Here is a 15128-nt window from a genome sequence, read left to right as displayed (position 1 = left end):
GCACACAAAAAGCAGTATTCGAAGAATTCTGCGAAACTGAAGGTCGGGCACGGGCAAAGGGCCAGCTCAAGAGAGGTGCTCTCTCGGGCTGGCCCTTCACCGTTCAGGCGTGCCGGCTGCGCACTCGCTGCTACCGCTGCTCGGGTCTCGCCCTCGCCGAGCCAGCGGCCGCTCCCCCACCGCCACGGATCATGGCACCGAGTCGGTCGGCGATGGCCCGGTCCCGGTCGCTGGTCATGTGCTGATAGATCAGCGCGGCGCGCGAGCTGCTGTGGCCCATGCGGGTCATCAGTTCACGGGTGCTGGCACCGGCGGTCGAGGCCAAGGTGTTGCCGGTGTGGCGGAGATCGTGAAAGTGGAGCTCCGACGTGACGCCCGCCGCCTTCCTGGCCGCCACCCAATCGTCGCGGAAATTGCTACGCCGAAGTTGGCCGCCCTGCGGGCCGACGAAGACGTGTCCGTCGCGGCTGGGCGCGGCGAACTGTTCCAGGTGGCCCGTCACGTCGTCGAGCAGCTCGGCGGGGAACGAGATGGCACGTACCCCGGCAGCGGACTTCGGTGCTTTGTCGAAGAGGCGGCCGTTCTGCAACTCGGCCTGAGACCGGCGGACGCTGACGGTCTGCCCCTCCAAGTCGATGTCCCGACGGCGGAGGGCGGCGAGTTCACCGAAGCGCAGAGTGGTGAACGCGGCCAGGAGGACGAGCAGCCGGTAACGCGACGCAATGGCGTCGGCGACGGCGAAGACCTCCGCGACCGAGAGGACCGGCCGCTCGGGCACCTCGTAGCGATCGGCGCCCTTGATGCGGCACGGGTTGCGCCGGATCAGTTCATCGTCCACGGCCGTGTTCATCAAGGCCCGCAGCAGCTGGTACGCCTTGACCACCGTCGGCTCGCCGATGCCGGCCGTGAGGAGCTTCCCCCGCCAGCTGCGCACACGAGCCGTCGTCACGTCCGCCATGGTCCCGGCTCCGAAGGTGGGCAGGATGTGCAGCCGCATGACGGACTCAGACCGCTCACGAGTGCGGTCGGCGAGCTTCCGATCCCGAAGCCATGCCGTCGCGTACTCCGCGAAGTTCACCGCCCCGGCGTCCGGGTCCGACCACTGGCCGCGCGTGATGTCGGCCTCGATGTGGGTGAGCGCGACTTGGGCGTCGCTCTTGGTCGCATACGTCGTCTCGGCCGGACGAAGTTGCCCCGTCTCGGGGTCGCGGTAGCGAACCTGCCAGCGACCGGACTTGAGCTGTCGGACCGACCCGAAGCTTCTGCGCTGCCCCTTCTTGTTGGCCATCAGGCAGCCCTCCGCAGCGAGCCTCGCCGGTGGCCGATCGGCTGCACTGTGTTGGCGTCGATGAACGCGCTCAGCTCACGTTCTGGGATGCGTACGTGGCGGCCAACCTTGACGAAGGCGATGCGTCGTTCGGCGATCAGACGGCGCGGGAAGCGCTCCGAGGTGCCGAGGAGTTCGGCCACCTGCGCCACGGTGAGGTAGCGGTCAGCCACGAGTGGGTTCTCCTTCCGTTCCGGGGGCGGGTTCGAGGGATGCGGCGAGCCAGGCTTCGGCGTCGGAGAGGCCGGTGCCGGCGAAGACCCAGTGGGCGAGGACGTACGTCGTCTCGGGCCCGGTGTCGGGGGTGGCGGCTTGTGCGCGTCGCCATTCGGCGCGTGCGTCGCGGAGTGCGCCGAGGGTGGTGGAGTAGCGGCGGGACTTGGTGGAGAAGTGGCCGCGGAAGCCGAGCATGTGAGCCCAAGCCCGCAGGCGGAGGTGTTCGAGGTCCTTGCGTGCGCCGAGCGCCCAGGCGGTTCGGATCAGGCGGCGGGCGTGCTCGCTGATGTCGAGCTGGGCGAGTTCGGCGACGAACTTGAGCGGGCGGTCGAGAGCTCCCGTGGCGGTCTCCGCGCCCTTGGTGGCGTACTTGGCGATGTAGGCGGCGACAGCGCGTTCAGTGAGTTCCTGGCCGTCGTTGAAGTCGGCGGATCGGATGGTGCGCACGTCGAGTTGGCGGCCGAAGGCGAAGGTGTGGGCGCGGCCGTCGATGGTCGGGCCGTCGACCCGGACCTTGGAGGCGGCAGCGCTGATGGCGTCGGTCAGCAGTTCGGCGGTGGCCCAGGTCGGGGGTGGAGTCTCGCCGCCGCCGGAGCCGTCGATGCGTATGACCGCGTGGAAGTGGACCGCGCCGCGCTTCTGGTACTCGGCGACCTTGGCGAAGGAGACGCGTGCATGGTCGCGGAGCTCCCGCTGTGACAGGCCGGCGCGCTTGCCGACCTCCCGGCGCAGGTAGATCGAGAAGCGGCGCCAGAGGGGACCGGCGTGCGCGTTCCAGAGGACGGCGGCTTCGTAGTCGTAGGTGTCCGGGTCGAGCGGGGCGCCGAGTTGCTCGTCCTCCTGGTCGTGCTGGGTGCCGCAGCGGCAGGAGCGTCCGTCGGTGCGGCGGTTGTGGACCGGGCCGAAGCCGGGGGCGGTGAAGGTGGCGAACACGCGGGGGTGTGTGGCGACGTGTTCGGGGGTGCCCTTGCCGCCACGCAGCCCGGCGGTGATCAGTTGGAAGGTGTCGCGCCGGTAGACCTCGGAGCAGGCCGGGCAGCGGGTCATGCGGCGGTTGTTGCAGCGAACGAGGAGTTGGCCGGCCGGGAGGTCGGACGAGTTGAGCTGATGGAGGACTCGGCCGATCTCGCCGGTGGCGGTGTCGACGTCGTACTCGGTGCGGTGGCCGTCGAGGCGGATCGGGTGGGTGCAGCCGCCGAGGCCCGAGAGCTGGCGGAGGATACCGGGCAGGGTGCCGCCTGCGGCGAGGTTGCTGAGTTCCGGGAGTGGGGGCGGGGTGGCGCGGGTGAAGATGACGGTTCTCCTTCTGACGGGCACTTCGGGAGGAGTGGGCCGCCGGGGCGGCGAGTACGTGGCGGTGTCGCGCCGCCCCGGTGGCCAGGCCGCAGGTCAGCGGCGGTGGTGGTCGCGGAGCAGGGAGCGCAGGACCACGGCGGCGATGGCGACCGAGATGGCCGTGACGGCGACGGCGGCCAGGAGCGCGGTGAGGACGACTCCGCCGACGAGGACGGCCGCGACGGTCTTCTGGTCGATGGAGACCGACGGGAGCGAGCGCCGCACCGGGACGGGGGCCGGGTCGGTCGGGGCCTGGGTGTGCGTGGGCGGCGGGGTGGGGTTGTCCGGGTACTTGGGCAGGAACACGGCGAACTCCTTATCTACTCGTCTAGTCACGTGAGCCGTTTACGACGTCAACACCGGTACGCGTGCCGGACTCGATGGCGGGGGCGAGGAAGGTGCGCGAGAGCCAGAAGCCGAAGAGGGTGATCAGGACGACGATCCAGACGCGGACGCCGAGGAACTTGACCGCCGCCCAGGCGAAGAAGCCGAGGACGACGACGAGCGGCAGGCTGACGGTCACGGGAATCGGGGTCCTTTCAGCGGACGGGGCAGCGGTGGGTGCGCGCGGCCAGCTCGGCGGCTGCACGGCTGTCGTAGTCGGCGGAGAAGTTGCAGCGCGGGGCGGTGCAGGCGGCGGTGTGCTTCTCACGGCCGCGGTGGTCGTAGGCGGTGCCGACCTGCACGGGGCCGATGCGGGTGACGTTGCGGAAGCGGCGGTTGGCGGTCATCAGAGCTCCCTTCAGAGGTAGCTGGCGATGGCTTCGGCCATGGGCGCCGGGACGCCGAGACGGGCGCGCAGGGTGGTGACGTCCATTGGGGTGCCGGTTCGGGTGTGGTGCTCGGCGGCGACCTTGCGGGCGTGGTCGATGAGGGCGGCGGGGACCGGGACGGCCGGGCGGTCCGACGGGGTCTCGATAGCGGGGGGTGCCGGGGCGGTCGGCTCGGGGGCCGTTTCGGGCTCGTCCTCCTGGTCCTCGATGGCCTCGACGTCGTCGTCCGTCTTGGGTGTGGTGTGGGCGAGGAGGGTGCCGCCGAGGAAGGCGACGGCGGGCCAGCCCGCGACGAGGATGCGCAGCCAAGCCGGGACGTCGCCGAGGTCGAGCAGGCCGGCCGTGGCGACGTTCGCGCCGAGGGACGCGGCGAGCGCGATGACGAACCAGCACCAGGCCGCGCCCTTGGCCGAGCCGAAGCGCAGTCGACGCCAGGCGGCGACGAGCAACAGATCGACGGAGACGGGATAGGCCCAGGCCTTCCAGCCGTCCTGTCCGGCCGCGACGGCGACGTCGTGAATGTGCGCGAAGGACAGCGCGGCGGCGATGAGTGCCTGGACGAGTACCGCGTCGATGCGGGCCAGTTGGGCGCGCATGAGAACGCCTCCTTCCTGGTTCGGGCATGGGAGGGGTAGGGACGTGGCGCGAGACGGTCACGCCGACCGGAGTGCGGTGACCTCAGTCGGCGAGGGGGCGCGGCTGGACGACAGGCCCCGGCCGCTCGACGGCGGGCAGAGGAACGGCCACGTAGGGCCGGAACGGCTTCAGCGAGGGCAGGTCAGGCACCAGGTGGGCCGTCTCCCGGCAGACGTCGGCAGCGTCGCTGAGGGAGAGATACGGGGTGCGGATGCGAGACCAGCCGCCGGACGTGTCCCCCGCGACCGCAAGGCCGGGACGTTCAGCGGGGATGGCGCATGCGGCGAGGACCGCTTCCGGCGCGATGTCACCGAGGGCCATCTTCGCGGAGGCCTCATCGTTCACGCGGTGGCAGACCCGTCCGGTGAGCTGAGCTCGGAGCATCGTCGCGCCCTTGCTGAGTTCGGCACCGAAGCGCTGCCCAGAGACTTCGAGATAAATGCCGGCCGCGCGGCCGAGCTGAGCGAGGCGAATGAGCTGGGTGACCATCTCGTCGCGCCGTTCCTCGTCCTTACGGGTGGCGGTCAGGAACAGTTCGGCCACCTCGTCGACGAACAGCACGACGGGCACGGGCCGTTCGCTGTCGGGCAGGCCCCAGATGTCGGAGGTGATCTCCTCATCCGGAGTGCTGGGGGCGATGCCCTGGCGGGCTTTGATCAGGTCGTACCGGTCCTCCATTTCCTTGACCAGGACGGGCAGGAGCTCTGCGGCTTCGTCGGGATCGGTCGCCAGCGCCGACAGGCGTGCGGCGAAAGGGGCCAGCTCGACCCCGCGCTTGCAGTCGACGCCGACGAGGGCGACGTCCTGCGGCGCAAGGCCCGAGACGAGATGGCGCAGGTACATGGACTTGCCCGACAGCGTTGCGCCGAGGGTGAGTTGGTGGGGAACGGCCCGGTAGTCGCGGACGAAGGGCATGGCGTCCTCGCGGAGCGCGACCGGCACCTTGAGGAATCCACCCTCGGTCTTGCGCGGCATCCGTACCTTCCGCAGGACGTCGAAGCCGACGAGCCGAAGTTCGACGACTCCGGGCTTGAGAGTGGAGACGTAGACGGCGTGGACGCCCCAGGCGTGCCGCAGACGTTCGGCCGAGGCGGCGACGTCGGCGGGTTCCTGCCCCGGAGCGAGGCGGAGCCGAAGCCGTAAGCCGGTCGAGGTGGGCCGGATGATGCCCCGGCGGGGCGGGACCGGCCGCACCTCCCGTCGAGTCGTGGCCTTGAGGGCGAGGATGCGCAGCCGGGACGGCGCGACGGTCAGGCCGCAGGCTTCCATGACCGAGGCATACGAGCTGAGCAGCCGGACGGTGGATATCGGCCCGCCGACAGCGGACCAGTACAGGGACGGGTGGTTAGCCCGGGTGTAGGCGGCCCCACCGCCGAGCGCGGCGACGGGACCACCCACCTCCAGAAGCGTCGCGAGTTCGGACATCAGGCCGAGGCCCCCATAGCGGCCGGGAAGACGGCCGGGGTGACGGCAGCGGCCCGGAAGGCGATCCCGTGACGCTGCTGGCCCTTGAACACGGACTCCCACGGCCGGGCGATCAGCCCCGGCAGCGAGACCGGCGCACCGAGGTTCAGCCCCTCGGAGACACCGCCTTCCGGGACGGTGACCTTGATGAGCGAGGACTCGCCGTCCTCGATGTAGACGACGCCGATGGTCATCAGCGCCTCGCCGCTGACGGCGTCCTTGGCGATCTCGCCGGTCTGCCGGTCACGGACCTTCGGCTCGGGAGCCTCGGTGAGGAGGATCGTCGCGGCGGAGGTCTCTACACGGATGGTGCGCACAGGACACGTTCCCATCTACTCGTCTATATAAGAAGCGATCTGCGAACCCGATCGCTCGGGCTCACGACGATCACCTTGACACATAACTTGCCCACTCGTCTATACGAGTAAGCGTGTTGGGGTGTACGAGTTCGAGAAGCGTCCGGCCACTGTCAGACCCATCCGCCAGAATCCGGCCATGCTGATAGCGACTAGCGCCAACGGCCACGTGGTGAAGCGCCCTTCGAAGCCAGCCATCGGGACGATGCTCGCCAACCTCCGACGCGGCAACGAGCACATGGTGCTGGAGCGCCAGGACGAGGACCGCGAAGGGGACTGGTACATCCAGGTCCTCTTCCGCGACAACAACACCTACCAGCTGGAGTACCGGGACGGCGTCCCTGCCGAGCACTACCAGACGCAGACCGTCTCGCAGGAGAAGGTGCACGCGGCGCTCATCGGCTGGGCGACCGGCAAGCCGGACTGGCGCGAGGGCTTCATGTGGACCAACATCGGCGACATGTTCACGCCGGACGTCTAATGCTCCGCTGACGTTGGTCATGCGATCACGTCGCCGGGAGCTGGTACGCCAGGACGTAGGCGTCCGCCGCCATGACCGTGTCGCAGACCTCGACTGGCCGCTTCTCCGTGTCGAAGGCGGTCCGGATCAGGTGAATGACCGGCACGCCGGCCGCGAGCCTCAGCGTGCGCACCTCGTCAGGCGAGGGCATCCGGGCCCGGATCTCCTCCTCGAAGTGGTCGAGGCGGTGGCCCAGCTCTTCGAGTCGGGCGTAGATGCCGCCGGGGCCGGGGTTGGGTTCGGCGATCTGCGTGCCGCGGGCGATGTCGAGCGGCAGGTAGGAGGTGGCGAACTCGACCGGTCGGCCGTCGAGGAGGTAGCGGCGCCGACGTGCGAGAACTCTCCGCACGGACCCGAGCCGCGTGGAGATGTCCTGGCTCGCCTTCTCTTCCTTCACCTCAAGGCTGTCGACCTGGGGGTGACTGCCGGCCGCATCCGCCTCGACGATGAACGCGGACTTCCCCTGCTCGCGGTGACGACGGGCGAAGCGGTCGGAGGCGAGACGCCGTACGGGCGGACGCGGCCGGACGAAGACGCCCTTGCCGTGCTCGGCGTGGACCAGGCCTTCCCCCTGGAGGATCGAGAAGGAGTTGCGGACCGTCATGCGAGACACGCCGTAGTGGTCGACGAGCTCCGCTTCCGAAGGCAGCTTCTCGCCCTCCCGGAATCGCCCACGGTCGATGGCTTCACGCAGCTGGTCGGCGATCTGCCGGAAGACCGCACGATCACTCGTGGGGTCGAGATCACCGAGCAGGCCCGAAGAAAGAGGGCTCACGTGTGTACTCCTTTAGGTATCTAGACGAGTGGGCGAGTGCTTGTTGCTACGGTGGAGAGCCTAGCCATCCGAGAGGGCCGAGGAACGTGAGCACAGAACGCCCGCACTCCGTGAGCGTGGCCGGGGTCGTCGTCGACGCCCAGGGCCGGGCCCTCCTGATCCAGCGCCGGGACAACGGTCACTGGGAACCGCCGGGCGGCATCCTCGAACGCGAGGAGACCGTTCCCGAAGCCCTTCAGCGCGAGGTCCTCGAAGAGACCGGCGTCAAGATCGCGCTTCCTGCGACCCTCACCGGCGTCTACAAGAACATGACGGGCCTGATCGTCTCGCTGGTCTTCCGCTGTGAGGCGGCCGACGGCACGCCGACCACCGGCGACGAGACCCGCGCACTGCGCTGGGTGACCCGTGAAGAAGTCTCCGAACTCGCCGACGAGGCGTACGCGATCCGCGTCATAGACGCACTCGACGCTGCATCCCCGCCGGCCGTCCGCGCCCACGACGGCGTGAAACTCGTCTAGTCCGAACCCGCTGCACATGCGGCCTACCAGCATGAAGGAACTTGTATGCACGAGTATACGAGTACTGCCCGGGTCTGGGGACTGTCTTGCCCAGGTTTCCCGGAAGAGGTCAGCCGGGCCCGCCGCTGGACACGCGACGTCCTGCGCGGCTCCCCTTTCGCCGAGGACGCCGAGCTGATCGTGAGCGAGCTCAGCGCGAACGCGATCCTCCACACGGCGAGCGGACACGCGTCCGGCGGCTTCCACTTGGCCGTCGCCGTCTCGGCGCAGGTGGTCGCGGTATCCGTGACGGATGCAGGAGGCACGGGCACGACCCCGAAGATCGAGCACCAGGACCAGGACGCCGAACACGGCCGCGGACTCGGCATGGTCAGCACGATCGCCCACCGAGTCGTCGTCCACGCCAGCGAGGCCGGCCACACCATCACGGCGGAGCTCTTCACCGACGCAGGCCGAGGAGGCCACCCGTGCTGAGGACGACGGCCAGGCCGGGCTTCTGGTGCGAGTGCTGGACCCAACGACTCGACGAACGACGCCCGCCGGCGCTCTTCGGATCCTTCGACGCGTACTCGGCGGTCGAGGCGAACAACTGGGTGGCGACGATCCTGCGCACCATCTCACCGTCCCTGGACGCGGCAGCTTCCCAGGAGGCGTGGACACGACTCCACGACGACCGCATCGACACACGGCGAGCTCTACTGCGCCGGGAGCCCTGGACGGTATCCATCACGCACATCAGCACGCGCATCACATGGACAGTCCGACCAGCGCTCTTCCTACCCCTGGCACACCGTCAGGGCGTCGAACTCCCAGCCTGCACGAACGACTTCAAGCCCCACAGAGCCGACTGAGTTACAACTTTCTCTACTGGTTCAAGGCGGCTCGCTCCGCTCCCCGCGCGCGGCCCGGCCCCCGGCCGGGCCTGCGCTCCTGCCTTCGTCCCGCTCCAGCCCGGCCGGCGCCCGTGCCGCGCGCACAGAAAACAGCCACTTCCCGCCGCAAGGGGTGCGTCGCTGCTGGGGGAGTCTGCCCGAAAGCTGAGCCCCAGCGGTTTACCGAGCCGATTCATGAAGTAGTCGACGTGCCGAGAGTTTGCGAAGCCGTGACCCCTACTGTCACCACCCCCTAAACAGCCCAGCCCGACTAGCGGCAGCGCATCAAAGTAATGAAGATTACTGGTAACGCAACCACAGGAGAGGGTGATAGCAATGCCAGTAGTGCGCGGCGACAGTGTGAATGGTTGGGCCATCTGGGGAGGGTCCGAGAGCGGCACTGGCGTAGTCGGCCAATCGACAAGCGGGGTTGGGACTTTCGGTCAGAGTGGCACCAGCTATGGAGTGTTCGGTACGAGTAATAGCAGTGCAGGAGTAGTAGGCGATAACGCAGGTAGTGGGCCTGCCATTTGGGGTCACAACCGGGGTGACGGTGTTGCCGTGGCAGCTCAGAGCGACGCCGGCAGGGGAATTTACGCCGAGGGTAGAACCGGAGTGTACGCAAACGGCTCCTCGTATGGCGTCTACGGTGCAAGTAACAGCCGCGGAATTTACGGCTACGCGCCAACAGGTGTGTTCGGCTTCGGATCAAGCGGCGGTGTTGGCGTGTATGCCGCTACGGACGGCGGACGAGCTGGGGTCTTCAACGGCACTGTAGAAGTCTACGGCAACTTTACTGTGGCGAACGGGTCGAAATCTTTTAAGATCGATCACCCACTGGATCCCGCCGGAAAATACCTACTGCACAGCACTGTCGAGTCTTCGGAGAGGAAAAACGTATACGACGGCGTTGTCAAGCTTGAGGATGATGGGACAGCCAGGGTAGAACTCCCCGACTGGTTCGACACATTGAATGAAAACTTTCGCTATCAGCTCACACCCGTTGGTGCGGCAGCTCCGGATCTGCATATCGCGGAGGAATTCCATGAAAACCACTTCAAAGTGGGCGGCGGTGCAGCCGGGATGACCGTTTGCTGGCAACTAACGGGAACACGTAAAGACCGATGGGCTGCGGCTAATCCGTTCGAAGTGGAGAGATCAAAGGAAGGTGATCAAGGGTTCTACTTGGAGCCAAGTCTTTATGGCGCACCAGAAGAACAACGAGTCCCTAGGGGGCCAGAAGACGCATTGCCCGAAGAGGCCACCCCTGAATCAATGGCATTGAAATTGCAAGTACCGCCCATGCCGCCGGACGAAGGCCGATGAGGCGTCGCACCAGATGCTATCCCCCAGCGAGCATGCATCCGACCGATGGGCGCGATGGACAACAAAAAGGACACGTCGGCCCGGTTTCGCGAGCGCGGGCCTGCCCGCAGAACAGCACCAGTGCGTGCAGGACTTTGCGTTGGTCACCCTCTGTACAACACAGACTTCCACCCGACCGTACGCGCACGGCCACCCGTAGGCTGCATAATTTCCCGCGCCCTGATGGCACAGCCGTCTGCCGCAAGCAGCAAGCCTCCCGTTGAGGCCGCGCAGCGCCTTCCCGGTAGTCCGCCTCCCGAGTGAGTGTCTAACTGCGTGACAACGCAGACGAACAGCGGCGGACAACCGCGGACGCCTACGGACCGTTTCCTAAGGCAGAGCCCCCAGCCAAGTTACTTCGGGACGAAGAGGTCATCGCCCAAGGTCTCACCGCCACGCTTACGCCGGCGCGGCTTGCTCTGGACGACGGATGGCAACGTGGCTGAGGCCCGTGGGGGTGCAGCGAGGCACACGCGTGCGTGATCGGCCGGCGCACCCGCCGTCGTGGCTGGCTGTCGTCGGCTGAGGTTCGTGCCACTGCCGTGCCAGATGCAGGGGTCAGCCACGGTCAACGAGGGTGTCTCGCGGGCGAGTTCTCGGCAGCCTGAGCAGGTATCGAAGCTCCTGGTCAGCGCCCCCACTCCCCAGCCTCTCTCCTAAAGCGGGTGTCGCAGGTTCGAATCCTGCCGGGGGCACAGCAAAAGGGCCAGCTCAGGAGGGTTTCCTCCCAGGCTGGCCCTTCGTGTTGTTCGAGGCCGTGCGACACGCGTGCCACTTAATCCACTATGAGTCCACATCTCCTCGCCGAGGAGTCTCGCCCCCCCTCGCGGATCATGGCCCCGAAGCGATCGGCGACGGCGCGGTCACGCTGGCTGGTCATGTGCTGATAGGTCAGCGCGGCACGCGAGCGGCTGTGACCCATACGGGTCATCAGCTCACGGGTGCCGGCACCCAGCGGTCGGGGCCCGAGTGTTGCCGGTGTGGCGGAGATCGTGAAAACGCAGCTGGGAGGTGACGCCTGGTGCCATCCGAGCCTTGACCCAGTTTCTCGAAGTTGCTGCGCCGCAGTGGTCCGGCTTGCGGCCCGACAAAGGCGTGACTATCGAGGCCGGGAGCGGCGAACTGCACCAGGTGGTGAGCGACCTCGTCGAGCTTGGCCGAAGTATCCGCAGGTCACCTACCTTCTTACCCTGCCGCCCTCCCAAAGGGGTGCGCTTCGCTCAGAACGAGGTTGTGAAGCCGGCGGACTGGTCGAGGTGGAACGCGGAGCCCGAAGCCGTCGGAGCCCAACCCGCACGCAAGGCAAGCCGAATAGCCGCGGCAACACCGGACGGCAGTGCAGGTTCCGGCTCGCGACCGATCCAGTTGCTCGGATGCGGCTGGTCAGTGGTGACCACGAGCGTCGTGCCTGGGGTGGCCGCATGTTCGACCGCGAACGTGCACGGCGACCAGGCCAGGCCCTGGAAGTAGGTCGGCCTGCCTCGCAGCCGCCAGCGGTAGGCCGTGCCGTCGACAACGATCCGTCGTGATCCCTTGCGAACCAACGCCACGAATCCCCCCTTCAACAGCAACGATACTAGCGAGCTCGGCCCCGCCCGCCGTCTCGGTCTCCGTCTCGTTCAGCGCCGTTCACGGCCGTTTCAGACGAGACCACAATTCGTAGCTGCTCCCGCGAGCGACCTGCCATGAACGCAGGTGAACGGACCCGTACTCGGCCACGCGAGGCACCAACACCGTGGGAAAGCGTGCGCGTGTCCTCGGCGTGCGGCGGTGATCCGTTGTAGGTGGCGACTCTCCAGCGCTCTACCCACAGCAGCCAGTCACCGCCCGCACCCCGGACCTGGACACGATTGCCTTCCACCTGCCAAATGTGGCCATAGAGCGTGGCGTTGGGAAGGTCTACCCTGACGACGTCGTGCACATCCAGATCATCTTCGACCGGCCGAGTCCACGCATTCGCACAGTGATCGCAGCGGTAGCCGACCACATCGCACCCCGCCACAGTCATCGGCCGGCCCGGACGGACCGCTTCGACGAAGCATCGAGGGCACGGATCGGCAGTATGCGCGCCTACTGATCGGGACATCATCCGATCCTGCTGCAGAGCAACGAAGTACAGCAACCTCAGCAATCGCCGGCGACCGACACCATTGGTCGTTCCCGCAGGCCGGACGCGCTGGGTAGGGTTTGCAGGGTGCGTTATCTGGCAGAGGCTTTCGTTGTTGAGGCCCTGAAGCGAGGCCGGCAGGTGGAACAGTTCCTGGGTCCGGTCGGTACTCCGAGTCGGCTCGTGCAGCCAGCCCATGAAGTATGCAGGGCAGGCGGGTAGCGCGTTCACCCGAGGATCGTCATCGCCCCGGTGGAATGCGGCCACCGGTCGGTGGGACAGGAATTCCGAGATCATCGCGGCAAATTCAAGTTCAGTTCAGTGTCGGGCCGACCGGATGGCGCGATTCGATCTTGCCCGAATTTCACGTACGCCCAGAGCGATGACGACAGCCGCTGCCACGAGGCGGACGGTGTTCCACGTAGTGGCGGCAACTACCCCCTGCGAAGAGGCTTCTGCATGGAGGCGCATCGAGCTTTCCGCAAGCGCTGTCAGCGGAATCAGCAGTCGGAAGGGGAGTCCGCGAGGGCCGGCTTTTCGCCCCAGGTTTCCAGCCAACCCGAGGAGAAGGCCGAGGACTACGGCTGCTGTACCCCAGAACAGGGTCTTCGACAGGAATCCGGCCCAGTAGATGTGCGTGCCCTGCGAGGGGTCGTCCAGGTTCACCCATTCCCGGTACTCCCCCTGCGCAAGTTTGGTCACGTAGTAGGCGACCACCGCCGCGGCGAGGGCGAACGCGGCCACGCCGGCGGCCCTGAGCCTGGAGCTGCACGCGAAGCCAACGTAAAAAGCGAAAGCGGCCCAAGCCCAACCTGCCGCCAGGACAAGGTGTAGCGCGTTGACTGCAGGAACTTCCACCGTTCCTAGGAGCGGGGCCACGATGCCGAGTGCTACGCCGACTATCAGCGCCACTGCAGGCGCCAGGACGACAGAACGAGAAGGGGACACGGGGTTCGGATGATTCCTTTCCATAGGCAGACACCTATGGCGGCCGCCGGGTGATCCTGGCGAGGATATGACAGTGCCTGCGGTCCCACTCATTCCTCCTGAGCTACGGAGGCAGGAGGCGGGCCGCGACGTCACGTACCAGTCATGAAGGCACGGTTTCTGGCTGAATCGGCACTGCCAAAGCCTGCGCGACATCGGCCCGCCTTGGAGCGTCTCACCCTCCGAGGAGGCAGTCGAGGGTGAGACGTTCGAAGTACCTCCCAGGGTGTTCCTAGTCAGTGATACCCCGGTAGGCGTAGCACGTGTAGGCAGCGCCTGCGGTCCTGCTGGCCTTGGCCGTCTTACCGGCCACCTCGCCGACCTTGTGACTGCCGTTGCCTATTTTCGCGGTCGCGTTGTGCAACTTCGAGCCATGGAAGTAGTACGAGTAACACCGCTTGCCGCCGGTCACCACTTCAGTGCCGTAGGTCCATGTGCCGCCGCCAACGTCCTTGCTGGTTGCCGGAGATACCAGAGAGGTCGGCTCAACCTTGATCTCGACCATGCCCCACTCTTTGACATTTCCCAGTTCCTTGGGCGGTTGGGGCGTTGCACCGCTGGCCGGTGAGGCGAGAGTGCCGGCAGCGACGGCGACGCTCGCAGCGACTACAGCCATGGATCTACCGAAGAACCTCATGAGCGCACATCCCCTCCGTTAAGTGGACCGAGCGGGCTCACGACGGAAGATCTTCGGTGGTGCGGGCCTGTGTAGCGAAGTATTTTGGAGAGCGCGTCCGAAAAACATCACTTCATACAGTGCCCGTATTGATATTTTTTGCGAGCTACGTACTGCAGCTTTCGTGTGGACCAATCGGAAATATCCGACCATAGGTCGCATCATCTCTCGCAGAATCCCCGGCGCCCTGATCTCGATCTCCGACTTGATGTGATCGATTGCGTGCAGCTTGTCCGCGGGTCGAATGTGGGGAGCTCGGCGATCCCATGGTCGCGGGTGGGAATCAAGGTGCCGTCTACGATGAGCGCGGTGTCTTTCGCGTACCCCCGTCTGGGCTGGATCGCGAGGAGGGGAGCGAGGTGTCGATGGCCGCTCGGCCAACACTTCGAGATACCGAAAGCGACGTTAGCCGACGTATCGTCACATTCTTTCGACCGGTGAGCGGATGGTCGAACTCGGCGTAAGGAAGGTGCTGACGGTGTTGCCTACCTACACGATCGAGGTCGGGACCGAGCCGCTGGACCGGCCGACGCGGACCTCGGTGGGCGGCTGGCCCTTTCTCGGCACCCAGCATGGTCTGAGTGTTTTTGCGGCGAGCGGATGGCACTGTTCTTCCAACTCGATATACCCCTGGACCTGCAGCACTTCGGCGGAGACCACCTGCTGGTCTTCCGCTGCCGTGCACACAACGACGCATCCGAACCCCGGTTGGCTGATGGCCGGCTCATGCCCCGATACTGGGACGCTCCGGAGCCGCCCTACCCGCGCCCGTTCTGGCGTGTGCTGATCCAGCGCCACGTGGTACTGCCCGCGGCAGAGGCCGAACCGTCCGTGTGCGCCCGACCGCTGACGCTGCACCCCCTCGCGGACACGCCCAACCCGCACGGACTTGGCAGTCAGACGTTCAAGATCGGCGGCGCGCCGTCCTGGGCGCAGAATCCCGAGCAGTACACGTGCGCGTGCGGCGCCGACTTGGTGTACATCTGCCAGGTGCCGGAAGGCATGCAATTCGCCGTGCATCCCGGCCAACCGGAGCAGCCGTACAGCGTCGGCGCCGACACCTACAGTCTGTTCCTGGGCAACGAGGTCTACCTGCTGGCGTGCCCGGGCCGCTGCGATCCAGCGGCGGTCTGGCCGGTGAACCAGAACTGACCCCCGGCATCACCGACCAATACCGCCCCGTCGGAACCCTGGCCACCCG

General features: G+C 66.8%; 19 protein-coding genes and 1 pseudogene. 6 read left to right on the top strand and 14 right to left on the bottom strand.

Annotated features, from left to right (window positions below; translation table 11 throughout):
• Positions 1-130: 130 nt before the first annotated feature.
• From OG440_RS21400 to OG440_RS21360, 9 genes are all read right to left on the bottom strand, one after another.
• The gene (locus OG440_RS21400; RefSeq protein WP_406008400.1) at positions 131-1288 is read right to left on the bottom strand and encodes a tyrosine-type recombinase/integrase; all 1158 of its coding nucleotides are present in this window, start codon (positions 1286-1288) and stop codon (positions 131-133) included.
• Positions 1288-1500, bottom strand: a complete 213-nt coding sequence (locus OG440_RS21395) for an excisionase family DNA-binding protein (RefSeq protein WP_193383084.1) — start codon at positions 1498-1500, stop codon at positions 1288-1290. The genes OG440_RS21400 and OG440_RS21395 overlap by 1 nt, the downstream gene beginning before the upstream one ends.
• Positions 1493-2773, bottom strand: coding sequence for a replication initiator (locus OG440_RS21390; RefSeq protein ID WP_406011417.1), 1281 nt, complete (start codon positions 2771-2773; stop codon positions 1493-1495). The genes OG440_RS21395 and OG440_RS21390 overlap by 8 nt, the downstream gene beginning before the upstream one ends.
• 159 nt (positions 2774-2932) lie before the next feature.
• Complete coding sequence (locus tag OG440_RS21385) at positions 2933-3184, bottom strand: SpdD protein (RefSeq protein ID WP_406008399.1); 252 nt, start codon at positions 3182-3184, stop codon at positions 2933-2935.
• Positions 3185-3206: 22 nt separating this feature from the next.
• On the bottom strand, positions 3207-3401 hold the full coding sequence (locus OG440_RS21380; protein ID WP_406008398.1) for a hypothetical protein: 195 nt from the start codon (positions 3399-3401) through the stop codon (positions 3207-3209).
• 16 nt (positions 3402-3417) lie between these two features.
• The gene (locus tag OG440_RS21375; protein WP_010985414.1) at positions 3418-3609 is read right to left on the bottom strand and encodes a mobile element transfer protein; all 192 of its coding nucleotides are present in this window, start codon (positions 3607-3609) and stop codon (positions 3418-3420) included.
• A gap of 11 nt (positions 3610-3620) precedes the next feature.
• Positions 3621-4247 (bottom strand): DUF2637 domain-containing protein, encoded by a 627-nt coding sequence (locus OG440_RS21370; protein ID WP_406008397.1) that lies wholly within the window; start codon positions 4245-4247, stop codon positions 3621-3623.
• 82 nt (positions 4248-4329) lie between these two features.
• The gene (locus OG440_RS21365) at positions 4330-5712 is read right to left on the bottom strand and encodes an FtsK/SpoIIIE domain-containing protein (RefSeq protein ID WP_406008396.1); all 1383 of its coding nucleotides are present in this window, start codon (positions 5710-5712) and stop codon (positions 4330-4332) included.
• The gene (locus tag OG440_RS21360; protein WP_406008395.1) at positions 5712-6068 is read right to left on the bottom strand and encodes a hypothetical protein; all 357 of its coding nucleotides are present in this window, start codon (positions 6066-6068) and stop codon (positions 5712-5714) included. Before OG440_RS21360 ends, OG440_RS21365 begins: the two co-directional genes overlap by 1 nt.
• Before the next feature lie 178 nt (positions 6069-6246).
• On the opposite strand from OG440_RS21360, the gene OG440_RS21355 reads away from it, so the two are divergent.
• Complete coding sequence (locus OG440_RS21355; protein WP_406008394.1) at positions 6247-6588, top strand: hypothetical protein; 342 nt, start codon at positions 6247-6249, stop codon at positions 6586-6588.
• A gap of 25 nt (positions 6589-6613) precedes the next feature.
• Here OG440_RS21355 and OG440_RS21350 read toward each other — a convergent pair whose 3' ends face one another.
• Positions 6614-7402 carry a GntR family transcriptional regulator gene (locus OG440_RS21350; RefSeq protein WP_057600682.1) on the bottom strand — a complete coding sequence of 263 codons (789 nt, stop codon included), beginning with the start codon at positions 7400-7402 and terminating at the stop codon, positions 6614-6616.
• A gap of 110 nt (positions 7403-7512) precedes the next feature.
• On the opposite strand from OG440_RS21350, the gene OG440_RS21345 reads away from it, so the two are divergent.
• From OG440_RS21345 to OG440_RS21330, 4 genes are all read left to right on the top strand, one after another.
• Complete coding sequence (locus tag OG440_RS21345) at positions 7513-7920, top strand: NUDIX hydrolase (protein ID WP_406011416.1); 408 nt, start codon at positions 7513-7515, stop codon at positions 7918-7920.
• A 45-nt stretch (positions 7921-7965) separates the two neighbouring features.
• Positions 7966-8394: an ATP-binding protein gene (locus OG440_RS21340; RefSeq protein WP_406008393.1), complete on the top strand. Its 429-nt coding sequence runs from the start codon at positions 7966-7968 to the stop codon at positions 8392-8394.
• Positions 8388-8771, top strand: coding sequence for a hypothetical protein (locus OG440_RS21335; RefSeq protein WP_406008392.1), 384 nt, complete (start codon positions 8388-8390; stop codon positions 8769-8771). The genes OG440_RS21340 and OG440_RS21335 overlap by 7 nt, the downstream gene beginning before the upstream one ends.
• A 582-nt stretch (positions 8772-9353) precedes the next feature.
• Entirely contained in the window at positions 9354-10118 is a 765-nt protein-coding gene (locus OG440_RS21330; RefSeq protein WP_406008391.1) for a hypothetical protein, read from the top strand.
• Between the two features lie 1259 nt (positions 10119-11377).
• On the opposite strand, the gene OG440_RS21325 is transcribed toward OG440_RS21330, so the two are convergent.
• The 4 genes and pseudogenes from OG440_RS21325 to OG440_RS21310 form a co-directional block, all read right to left on the bottom strand.
• A complete protein-coding gene (locus OG440_RS21325; RefSeq protein ID WP_406008390.1) occupies positions 11378-11707 on the bottom strand; it encodes a hypothetical protein in 330 nt (109 codons plus the stop codon).
• 875 nt (positions 11708-12582) lie between these two features.
• On the bottom strand, positions 12583-13008 hold the full coding sequence (locus tag OG440_RS21320) for a hypothetical protein (RefSeq protein WP_406008389.1): 426 nt from the start codon (positions 13006-13008) through the stop codon (positions 12583-12585).
• 475 nt (positions 13009-13483) lie between these two features.
• The gene (locus OG440_RS21315; protein ID WP_406008388.1) at positions 13484-13867 is read right to left on the bottom strand and encodes a lactococcin 972 family bacteriocin; all 384 of its coding nucleotides are present in this window, start codon (positions 13865-13867) and stop codon (positions 13484-13486) included.
• Positions 13868-14178: 311 nt separating this feature from the next.
• A pseudogene (locus OG440_RS21310) lies at positions 14179-14360 on the bottom strand (IS5/IS1182 family transposase); the annotation flags it as partial.
• A 167-nt stretch (positions 14361-14527) separates the two neighbouring features.
• Between OG440_RS21310 and OG440_RS21305 the strand changes: the two are divergent.
• A complete protein-coding gene (locus OG440_RS21305) occupies positions 14528-15079 on the top strand; it encodes a hypothetical protein (RefSeq protein ID WP_406008387.1) in 552 nt (183 codons plus the stop codon).
• Positions 15080-15128: the final 49 nt, after the last annotated feature.

It is taken from the genome of Streptomyces sp. NBC_00637 (assembly GCF_045161545.1).
In the GTDB taxonomy this organism is placed as follows: domain Bacteria; phylum Actinomycetota; class Actinomycetes; order Streptomycetales; family Streptomycetaceae; genus Streptomyces.
Note: the sequence above shows the minus strand (reverse complement) of the source record. Positions and strands in the feature narration are given on the sequence as shown.